Annotated in this window: 10 protein-coding genes; 9 read left to right on the top strand and 1 reads right to left on the bottom strand. The window is 31.4% G+C overall.

All coding sequences use genetic code 11. The annotated features are described in order from the left end of the window. The first annotated feature begins 452 nt into the window (after positions 1-452). The 7 genes from BLT80_RS19620 to BLT80_RS19585 all read left to right on the top strand — a co-directional run bounded on the left by BLT80_RS19620 (position 453) and on the right by BLT80_RS19585 (position 6,336). Positions 453-1,229: a hypothetical protein gene (locus tag BLT80_RS19620; RefSeq protein WP_092471218.1), complete on the top strand. Its 777-nt coding sequence runs from the start codon at positions 453-455 to the stop codon at positions 1,227-1,229. Between the two features lie 375 nt (positions 1,230-1,604). Continuing rightward, the gene (locus BLT80_RS19615) at positions 1,605-2,207 is read left to right on the top strand and encodes an outer membrane beta-barrel protein (protein ID WP_092471216.1); all 603 of its coding nucleotides are present in this window, start codon (positions 1,605-1,607) and stop codon (positions 2,205-2,207) included. A gap of 444 nt (positions 2,208-2,651) precedes the next feature. Further along, the gene (locus BLT80_RS19605; protein WP_092471210.1) at positions 2,652-3,077 is read left to right on the top strand and encodes a hypothetical protein; all 426 of its coding nucleotides are present in this window, start codon (positions 2,652-2,654) and stop codon (positions 3,075-3,077) included. 265 nt (positions 3,078-3,342) lie between these two features. Further along, on the top strand, positions 3,343-3,906 hold the full coding sequence (locus tag BLT80_RS19600) for a helix-turn-helix domain-containing protein (protein ID WP_092471208.1): 564 nt from the start codon (positions 3,343-3,345) through the stop codon (positions 3,904-3,906). A gap of 160 nt (positions 3,907-4,066) precedes the next feature. Further along, on the top strand, positions 4,067-4,285 hold the full coding sequence (locus BLT80_RS19595) for a hypothetical protein (protein WP_092471206.1): 219 nt from the start codon (positions 4,067-4,069) through the stop codon (positions 4,283-4,285). A 336-nt stretch (positions 4,286-4,621) separates the two neighbouring features. Next, positions 4,622-5,311 (top strand): M949_RS01915 family surface polysaccharide biosynthesis protein, encoded by a 690-nt coding sequence (locus tag BLT80_RS19590; RefSeq protein WP_092471204.1) that lies wholly within the window; start codon positions 4,622-4,624, stop codon positions 5,309-5,311. 650 nt (positions 5,312-5,961) lie between these two features. Beyond that, positions 5,962-6,336: a GreA/GreB family elongation factor gene (locus tag BLT80_RS19585; protein ID WP_092471201.1), complete on the top strand. Its 375-nt coding sequence runs from the start codon at positions 5,962-5,964 to the stop codon at positions 6,334-6,336. 136 nt (positions 6,337-6,472) lie between these two features. Here BLT80_RS19585 and BLT80_RS19580 read toward each other — a convergent pair whose 3' ends face one another. Further along, positions 6,473-8,620, bottom strand: a complete 2,148-nt coding sequence (locus tag BLT80_RS19580; protein ID WP_092471199.1) for a S46 family peptidase — start codon at positions 8,618-8,620, stop codon at positions 6,473-6,475. Between the two features lie 251 nt (positions 8,621-8,871). On the opposite strand from BLT80_RS19580, the gene BLT80_RS19575 reads away from it, so the two are divergent. Both BLT80_RS19575 and map read left to right on the top strand, forming a co-directional pair. Continuing rightward, positions 8,872-10,161, top strand: coding sequence for a CHAT domain-containing protein (locus BLT80_RS19575; RefSeq protein WP_175455656.1), 1,290 nt, complete (start codon positions 8,872-8,874; stop codon positions 10,159-10,161). Between the two features lie 296 nt (positions 10,162-10,457). Then, complete coding sequence (map, locus tag BLT80_RS19570) at positions 10,458-11,222, top strand: type I methionyl aminopeptidase (protein ID WP_092471195.1); 765 nt, start codon at positions 10,458-10,460, stop codon at positions 11,220-11,222. Positions 11,223-11,326: the final 104 nt, after the last annotated feature.

Here is an 11,326-nt window from a genome sequence, read left to right as displayed (position 1 = left end):
GTTTTTAAACTGATAGTAATTACCATCAGAATCTGTAACATCAAAAACCTTTTGGCTGATGTCAATTCCAAAATATTTAATACCTTTATTCATAAGAAAATGTTTTTTTGAAAGGACATACTACGCGAGTTTCAACGACTTAAAATCGAGGTCTAAAAGCCTCACAGAACTGTACGAAATCTGTGTAGAAAAGAGAGGGGATTTTCAATGTTGACGAGATCTAAAGTCTCTGCGTGTATATTAACCTTATTCCTCTCTTTTGTTCTTTCTAATTTATCCTTAAATTTAATGAATTGTAAACTTAAGCTGTGTATAATTCATTGCTAGTTAGAGCCTACTTACGAAAGTCCTCGCGGACTTTCTATCTGTGATTTATTTGCTAACTTTAATGCTTAAACACGCAACGAAATCATACACAAAACCGTTGTAACACATTTGACCAAATCAACAAAATGAAGAAATACAAATTAAACATTCTGACTTTTTTACTACTAATTCCATTTTTAGGAATTGGACAAATACCGAAAGGCCATTTTTTGGATGCAGACAAATCGGCTGAAAGAGGATATAAAGTAAAGCCCTTTAAACAAGATAAAGAGGAAATATATCATTATGCTGTTTTAACCGAATTACCATTTGAAAATGACTGTGATTCTGGACTTTCAGAAAAGGAACAAATCGCTTGTTCTGAACAAAATTTAAGAAACTTCATTTATCCTAACCTAAGTTCAGAAATTGAATTTAAAGGTAATGTTTATGTTTACCTAACAATTACAGAAGACTCGAAAATTAATGATGTGACTGTTAGTTCATATCCAAAGTCTGAAACGACAAACGAAATCATAAAAGAAGCGATTAATTCCATTGAATTTAGACCTGGTAAGTTTAATGACAAAATCGTAAAATCAAGACTTTGGACTTCATTCACATTTCCTTCTTCATCTAACGAACTTTTTTCTGTGTCTTTAGCAAAAATGAAAGAAGATGAAAATCCAGAATACAAAGACTATGAAAATCTGATTTTCGATGCAAGTCAGTATATCTTTTCAAATCCTGTTTATCCAAATGGAACTGAATTTAAATCAGCGGCTCAAATCGTAGGTTTTTGGATGAACAGAGACATTGGAATGGGAATACCAACCTTTGGAAAATTCTACGACGCTTTAACTAACGAAAATAAACAACAGTTTCTTTATGCTGTTGCAATGATAAATTACGGATTAGACTAAAAGGTAAATCACAACCGAATTTTAGAGTGCAAACCAAAAGACGGACATAAATATAGCGAACAAGAAGACGTTAAGGAAGTTCAACTTGGAGGAGCGAAAATATTATTGGAATTTATTGGAGATAAGAAAAACAATGTTCCAATGACATCAAAGACAAAAAAATATTATAAAGTATACGAAAAAGGAGAACTTGAAGAAAAAATATTTAAATAAAAACGTGTTACAACACCGTGTATCATTAATCGCTTTGGCAAGTGCTTATTTGGAAAATTCCTTCGGAATTTTCTCTGGTTCGTATTTGTTTGCTAAATTAGGTACTTAAACACGCAACGAAATCATATACAAGACCATTGTAGGTAATTTGACCCAAACTATATGAAAAGAACATTGATTACAATATTTTTAATTGCATTTGCGATTAAATCATTTTCCCAAGATTATAAATTTAGTGCTGAATTGAATTTTCCTTACCCATTCGACAATAATTTTATAGCAAACAATTATGATGGAGTTATCGATATAGGAGCTAAATATAAATTTATAAATTCTAAAAAAGTTGCTTTAGGAATATCTATGAACGCAAGTTATTTGAAAAGTAATTCAGAACTCAGCAGATTTTATGGGGATTTAAAAATAAAATCTTATTTAATACAACCCAAAATTTTCGCTGAACTAAACTTAAACAGGTTACATCCGTTTATTGGAATTGGGTACGCTTCAATGATTTTTAATTCTTCTGTTTCTGATGAAAAGATAGCTGAACTAAGAGGAAATGGTGGATTTAGAGATGGTTTTAGCGTAAATAACACTCAAAGTGGAATTGACTTGAATGTAGGATTCCAGTATGACATAACACAAAGAGTATTTATACAAGCACAATTTGATTATATAATTTTAAGTCAGGAAGAGCCGATAATTAATTCAAAGTACAATACGAACGTAAATCTTTTAAAATTTGGACTTGGATATCGAATATAAAAACTACCTACAACACCATGTATAATGAATTGCTAGGTCACTGCCGACTTACGAACATTCCTGCGGAATATTCTATCTGTGATTTATTTGCTAAATTAGGTGCTTAACCATACACAAGACTGTTATGCACAATTTGAAATGAAGATATTCAATTATACATCTATCATATTAATTGCAATAGGAGTTTTCTTGATGTCTAGATTTTTATGGATAGGTTCATCTGAACAAATTGACGTTTTAAGATTAAATTTTGTTGGAAGCACATTTGAAAGAACTATCAGTTTTTCAATATTTGGTTTAGTGCTACTTTTACCAATTTTAGGCTTAAATCTTCTTAAAAAGAAAAAGAGAATATACAAGGTTGGAATAATTGGATTCTTTTCATTTTTGGTTTCAGCTTTTTTAGGCTCAATTCTATTCTTTAACTTCTTTTAATTCTGTTCAATGAAATTTAGCAAACATCAATTTACTGAAGTCGCCTTTATTTTCGAAAGAGCAAACGGAAGTTCTCACTCAGAGTATGAAAAACAAATAATTGCGGAATCAAAATTGACTGAATATGAAACGTCTGAACTGGAAAGACTAATTGTTGACGGAATTAGCAACGGAATTTATAAAGAAGAGGAGGAACGCATTAGCGCATATTGGACTTTATCAAAAATTGGGAATCGTAATCTAATTTCAGATTTTCAAAAATGGTTAAATATTGAATTAGAAAATGACAATAGCATTGCAGTTTTTCAATTATTAATTGCTCTTGACCGGCTAGAAGAACCTGTCTTTAATAAAACCAGAACTGGACAAGGAGCAAATGAAACTGAATTAAATATCAGAGATGCTAAACAATATCTGAATAAATACAGCTGCTAACACCGTGTACAATTAATTGCTAGGTCTAGCCTACTTAAAAATCGCAATAACTATAGGATTCGTAGATTTTATATTTTGTTATATTTGTTAACTTTCGTGCTTACCCAAGCAACATTCCATACACGAACGCTCCATGACCACCATCTAAAAAAACGTAACAAAATCAACAGATTGACAAGAATGTCGTAAAAATGTCGCAAACAAACCGTTATCAAAATGATAGATTCGTAAGTAGTTTTGCTTTAACAATAAAACAAAATTAATTATGATCGAAATCGGAAAAAAAATTAGAGAAGTAAGAAAGAAAAAAGGACTATCTCAAGAGGAGTTGGCGGAATCCGCAAAAGTTAATTTAAGAACAATTCAACGGATTGAAAATAACGAAAGTGAACCACGTGGAAAAACCTTGAATTTAATTTGTGAGGCTCTTGACATAATTACAGAAGACATTTTAGATTACGGAAAACAAGCCGACAAAAGTTATCTCATAATTTTTCATCTTTCCGTTATGGTGTTTTTAGCAATTCCTGTTGGTAATATCATTATCCCGTTAATTTTATGGATGAATAAAAAAGATAAGATAATTGGATTAAAAGAAGTAGGCGCAAATCTTTTAAATTTTCAAATAGTTTGGTCTGTTTTAACTTTCATTTCAATAACCACTTTTGCGTTGTTTAAAATAATGCATTACGGAACTTATGAAATTCTATTTTATATTTTTATCGCACTTTACGCTTTGAATATAATCTTGCCGATATTATTTGCCATTAAAACAAATAATGGAAAAACCGAAAACTTATATCCCAATATCATTAGACTGATAAAATAAATTAGGCCATAAATAATATAGTGCGAGTTATAGACTAATTATATTAATCCACGCTGATTTTTTATTCAGTTTTTATTTATTAAATTAGGTTCTTAAACACATAAATTAAAATGCACTAACAAGATATACCATATTTGAAAAACCAACTAAAAACAAAAATATGAACACAAAAATTAATTGGCTTACAGAAGGATTACTATTTGGAGTCATCATGCTAATGTTCTCAAGTATTCTCGACGTTATTACAGATGACTTTACCTTTGATCGCTTTTGGGTAAAGATTATAATATGGCTAACTGGTGGCTTAGTCTATGGGTTTTTAATGAAATTATTAAGAGCTAGAAAAGCTTCTAAATTAATTAAAAAAACACAATTATGATGAAGTTTCTACAAGGGTTTGGTTTTTCAATTTTATTCATTTTATTGGGGCTCTATATTTTAAACACTAATGATTCAACCCTTGGAAAAATAATTGGAACGGCCTGTATTGTTTTTTTTAGTGGTTTAATACTATGGGCAATTTTTAAGAAAATAAAACAGTCAAAAGATTGAGTGTATTAGTAAGATCATCAAAGAAACAATAGCTAAAGTCTATGCCTTTGACTAATGACATAAGATTACTTTTATCATTTAGATTATAAAACACCAAATATGGTATATAGTATCAGATTAATTCAATTTTAAGCTGTTAACATATTTCAGGACAAGACAAAAAATGAAGAGAATCCTCATACTATTTTTTATTTTAATTTACAATTTCACTTTTGGACAAAAATCTGACATAACAAGTAAACAGTTATCTAAACAGGAAATTGACTCCACTTTTACAGATCATATTAAAGCTAAATTACAACTAGATTATTCTATTCACAAGGTTTACCAATATAATGACCAGGCAGGAATGCATTTTATTGTAATGACCAAAAACCTTACCGAATGCGTAGAACAAGATGCGTGTTCCGATGCTATTAAAGCCTATTGTTATACCTATAAAAACGATGACTTTAAACTCAAATGGATGTTTAATGATTTTATATTACCTAACAGTGATGAATATTCCATCTCTTATTGGACAAAATACTTTAAAATAGACGATTATGACAACGATGGTTTTGCAGATCCAATAATGGTTTATGGCACTTTTGGAATGAATGATTTCTATGATGGAAGAATAAAAATATTAATTTATTACAAAAATAAAAAGAGTGTAATAAGACATCAGAACGCCATACATGATGACGAAAGACAAACACAGATTGATAAAGAGTTTTACGAATTGCCTACTACAATTAAGAATCGAGTAACGACCATAATAGAAAATATTACCGAAAATGATCATGGAATTTTTCCTTCTAGCTGGCAAAAAGCAATGAAAAACAAAACATTAAAGTTTGATGACTATTAAAGGTAACGACATTAAAACTCCTTAACATTTTCAATAAAAAACTCATAATACCAGAACACCCAAACACCGCAAACAGACAAAGAAAACCGCATTACAGTTTACTAAAATGTACCACAAAAAAAAGCGACCTGAATTTTTAAATCGTTTTTCATAAGAAATCTTATCCTCATATATGATGTGATGACACGATGTTTTATATTTATATAACGAGTTGTAAGTAATCTATAAAAATCATTCGATTTTAAAACCATAACACCCTTCTATTAAGTCTTTTAAAACCTTGCTTTTAATTGACCTAAGTAGCTTTAAAATTGTAAATATTGAATATAATCATTAACTTTGTAACTCGTTAATTTTAATACAAATGACTGCATTTCACTTTCTATACACTGAAAAAAATCCTTTAGGGTTTACCTTGTCATTATCTTATTTGCATGACGATATTTTTTTAAAAAATTCTAAAGAATTCATTAATTAATCCCTGTTACGACTCAAAACAGGGCTACACTTTATGATTCTCAAATTTTAATCTTATTTTCTTCTTAACACTACGTTAGCACTCAAAACAGGAGCTCAATATATGGCGCACTATTTTGAATGACTGAGTCACAACGACATAATTTTAAGAAGGAAGTTCAAAAAAAAATAGTATGTCAAAAAATGTAATTTTAACAACCGGAATATACGATATGATTAAAGATCATGTTCGAAGAAAAAAAGTAACTAAACAAGAAGAAGAACTATTACTTCTAGAATTAAAAGAGGCCAAACAAGTCCTTAGACGCGACTTGCCAAATGATGTTGTTACGGTAAATAGACGTGTGAAAATTAAAGATTATACCGAAAACAAAGAAAAAGAATATACGTTTGTAGCCACCACTAAAACAAACAATAAAAAAGGAAAATTATCTATTTTATGTGATGTTGCTGTTGCCACAATTGGTAGACAAGTAGGCGATGTTATAAATTGGCCTTTTAAGGATGGAGAAAGAAAACTAGAAATTTTAAGCGTCGAAAATATTTAATCTTCAGAATTAATACATAGAGTCTTTGTTTTAATAACACAAATAAGCCTCAACATAACAATACTAAAATGTACTACAAAAAAAAAGCGACCTGAATTTCAGATCGCTTTTTTAGTATAAAGAGTTTTAGTAATGACTATTTTGAAATAATAGTCAATTCATCTACAATATGTTTGGCATTAGAGTATTTATCTATTAACCAAAGTACATATCTAATATCGACATTAATGGTACGTTGTAAATCTTTATCGAAAATAACATCACCAGCCATAGCTTCAATATTACCATCAAACGCTAAACCAATCAATTCTCCTTTTCCGTTAACCACTGGCGACCCAGAGTTTCCACCTGTAATATCATTATCCGTTAAGAAGTTTACTGGTAATTCACCACGCTCGTTAGCGTAACGTCCATAATCTTTCTTTTCGTAGATATCTAACATGCTTTGGTCTAAATCAAACTCATCATCGTTAGGCTTGTACTTTTTAATCATGCCTTTAAATGTGGTGTAATTATTTACTTTAGCATCGTTTCTTTTATCTGCTGGCAACGCTCTCACTTTTCCGTAAGATAATCTTAAGGTAGAATTCGCATCAGGATATTGAATATCACTTAATCCAGATTCGCGTAAACCTTTTACTAATAATCTAAAAGACGCTTCAAAATCATTTTCTGGCTGCTCTAACTCCTCAGGACTTTCTCTATACTTATCTAATAATTGATTAGATAATTTAAACATAGGGTCATTCTCTAAAATGGCAATATCCGGATATTGTAAAAACGCTAAAGCTCCTTCTTTAGAAGAAAATAAACTTAAATCAAAAATAGCATTAGTATAAGCTGTAAAATCATTATCATTTTGTTGTCCTATTTCAGCGACTAATTCTGGTAAAGAATAATTAGATTTAGAAGCCAACAATCCTAATTGTTTCGCTAAAATTTCTTTCTCTAATGGCAAGTGATAATCCTTATAGTTATTTTCTATATACGCTTCTAATCTTGGTAAAAGATTTTTACGTTCTGCCTCATTAGCTCCAGCATATTGCTTAAAAGCAGCTCCTATTCTATACGGTAAAACAGCAAATTTACTAGAACGTAAAATGCCTAATAAGTAATTAGATTGTTTCGCTTTTTCGTTTGTTAGACTATAATAGCTATTGATGTTTGAGATCACATCTCCGTACATGGCTTTGTTAGCTTTCTTATTGGCCCACTTATCAAATTTCGCTTCCGTTTTGCTCTTTTTCTCTACGGTTTTGTGCTGCGTTAAGGCTTCAATCATTCCTGCTCTATTTTTCCAATAGTTAGCAATACCGGCATAACCAGAAGCGTACATAAGATTTACAGATTCGTCTGCATCCATGTATTTTTTCATCACGTCCATGCTTAATTTTGAACCTTCAACCCAAGCAGGATAAGCGAATTTCACATTTTGCTCTACACCTTGTGCTGGCATCCAACGGTTAGTACGACCAGGATAGCCTAAGATCATGGCAAAATCGTTTTCCTCTACTCCATCAATATTAACAGGCAAATGGTATTTTGCTTTTAAGGGCACATTGTCTGTAGAATAATCTGCTGGTTGTCCTTCGGCATCAGCATACACTCTGAATAACGAAAAATCACCAGTATGTCTTGGCCATTCCCAGTTATCCGTGTCTCCACCAAACTTTCCTACATTTTCTGGAGGGGTTCCTACCAAACGTACATCTTTATAATCTTCGTAAACAAAGTAGTAAAACTCATTACCTTGATAAAATGAACGCACAGAAACGGTGTATTTTCCACCTTCGCTATTTTCTTGTTCTATTTTAGCGATTTCTTTGTTAAGTGCTGCTCCACGTTCTTTTTCGCTCATGCTATCATTAACTTGTGCTAACATACGTTTAGAGACGTCGTCCATTCTCACAAAAAAGCGAACATATAAACTTTCTGGCTTCATTTCTTCTGCCAAAGACCCTGCCCAAAATCCATTTTTTAAATGGTTTTGTTCTGCTGTAGATAATTCTGCAATAGCATCATAACCACAATGGTGATTTGTTAAGACCAGTCCACTATCTGAAACGATACTAGCTGTACAGCCACCATTGAATTGCACAATAGCATCTTTTAAGCTTTGATTGTTAACACTGTAGATTTCTTCGGGAGTTAATTGTAAACCCATTTTTTGCATATCGCGATGATTTAAACGCTCTATATGCATTAGAAACCACATACCTTCATTCGCCATGACGGACGAAAATGAAATAATAAAGGCAATAATTGTAAGGGATAATTTCTTCATGTTTAGTTGTTTTATTTAGTGCGATAAAAATACTGAAATTTTAAGGTGATTTAAAGCAGTTCATATGTTAAAAACCGTTATAATTTCAAGATTATTTCTCGAAACATAACCTTATGTTTCGCTAAAATAATTTATAATTTAAGCTAAACGTTTTAGATTGTTTTAGTTAGCTTTACGAGGCAAATAATACCAATAGTTTTAAATTAAACACAGGCATCTTAGTTATGGTCATAAACTCTAAAACAGTACTAATGGTTTTACTTCTTGTCATGGCTTTTAACCAAGCCAAAAGTCAGACGATTGATGAACTTATTAAATCTAACCGTAAAAACCTGTCTGACCTATACAATTCAAGAGGTGCTACTCTGCCAGAATGGGCTTATAGTGGAGAGGTTGACGAAGGAGACCTGCAACAGGTTTTAAATGACTATGAAGCTAATGTTGGATTGCTGTTATACACTCACGAGCAAGACACTCTAAAAATTTTCTTAATTGACAAGCTTGGAAAGACACTTAAACATAAAACAGTTATAGAAAAAGAGACACTTATTAATAACATTAATAGTGCTAATCAATGGTTTTCAAACATAGCCTCTACTAGAGCTCCTTTAAAAAGAGGCTCTAAAGCGTCATCGACTAACAAAAGAGATAAGGCTAATCATAAAAAAGCTTATGAGGACATCAGCAAAACCTTACTTCCATTCACAGATCAACTAAAGACTTTTGACCACCTAATAATAGTACCAACGTTAAATATTTCAATACTTCCGTTTGCGGCTCTAAAACTAACTGAGGATGAGTTTCTCATAGATCGCTTAAGCTATTCTATCGCTCCAAGTTTATATGAAATAATGGTAAATCATCACATGAAGGGAAATCGAGGTATTTATGACAACGAGGTTCAATATAACTTTGAAAATGCGCTCTTTGTAGCAAATCCAGAATTCCCTAATGATTCTAAATGGAAATTTCCAAGTTTACCAGGAACAGAAAAAGAAGTCAACTATATTACCAGTAAATTGGATAGTTCTACCTATACAAAGCTTATTGGAAAAGACGCAACACTTTCTACCATAAAAAAGAACATTTGCGAATACGATTTAATTTATTTTGCAACCCATGGCATTTCTCAAGAAATTGATCCCTTAGACAATAGCTTTTTAGTGCTAGCAGAAAATGCTGATCAGAGTTTTCTAACGGCTCGCGACATTCAAAATATAAGACATGATTGCTTATTAAATGCCGATTTGGTTATTCTTAGTGCTTGCCAAACAGGATTAGGACAATCGCATAGCGCAGGTTTAATTGGGTTAACTAGAGCGTTTCAAATTGCGGGTGCCAATCATGTTTTAATGAGTTTATGGAGCATTAATGATACCGAAACAGCCAAATTGATGAGCTTGTTTTTCGACAATTTAATGAAAGGTGGAGAATTAATGCCACATGAAGCCCTTAGACAAGCCATCTTAACTTATAAAAATGAGATCAATTATAATCCGAATTATTGGGCTGCTTTTTCAATATTTGGAATTGTATATTAACGGATAGCAACACCTACTAAACTAGTAATTTAAAACCCTCAACATCTTAAAACAGTGTTATTTTTAGGCTTTTTACACACTTAAACAGTCAAAGTTTATGAGGACCATTGAGTTACTGATACCGTTTATTTTTTATGAAATAAAAATACGTGACTTTACGTATATAGAACTAATTAATTTTAGGTAATTTTAAAACCGAACAAAACATATAAACTACTGTTATCTAGAAAATAGGATGAGATATGGGATGTGTTTTGATTTATATAACGAGTTGTAGCCAATTTAAACAAAACGAAATGTCGATAACAAAAGAATCTGAATTAATAGGAATGAAAAGAGTTAGTGAAGTTGTTGGAACTACACTAAAATTGATGAGAGAATATGCTAAAGTTGGAATGTCAACAAAAGAATTGGACGAATATGGCGGTGAAATTTTAAGAAGTTATGGAGCAAAATCAGCACCTTATGAAACTTATGACTTCCCTGGTTATGCTTGTATAAGCGTGAATGAAGAAGTTGCTCACGGAATTCCATCTGAAAATAAAATACTTAAAGAAGGTGACCTAATAAATATTGATGTTTCGGCTGAATTAAATGGATATTGGTCTGATAATGGAGGTTCTTTTGTTCTTGGAAAAGATATACACAATCATCAACCTCTTGTAGATGCTTCCAAAAACATATTAAAAAAAGCTATTATGAACATAAAAGGTGGTGTTAAAATAGCTGATATTGGACAAATAATTGAGACCGAAGCAAAAAAGTCTGGATTTAAAGTAATTAAGAATTTAGCAGGACACGGAGTTGGAAGAAGTTTACACGAAGAACCTGAAAATATTTTAAATTACAGAGTTAAAACAAATCGTGAAAGATTTAAAAAGAACACTACAGTTGCAATAGAAACTTTCATTTCGACTAAATCGACTGTTGCAGTAGAATTAAATGACGGTTGGACTTTAGTTGGCAACAAAGGTGGATTTGTGACACAACACGAACAAACAATATTAATTACAGATAAAGACCCAATGATTCTGACTGAATCAAATCGAATATGGAATTAAAAAACTGGCTACAACAAAGTACTGTGCTAAAAAACAAGTAAAATCCCATTAATTTTTCACTAGCGTACTTTTATATGTTGCATCAAATATTAACCCAGATTTTG

The organism is Winogradskyella thalassocola, from assembly GCF_900099995.1.
GTDB lineage: Bacteria > Bacteroidota > Bacteroidia > Flavobacteriales > Flavobacteriaceae > Winogradskyella > Winogradskyella thalassocola.
The sequence above is the reverse complement of the archived record's forward strand: the minus strand, read 5'-3'. Positions and strand labels throughout refer to the sequence as shown.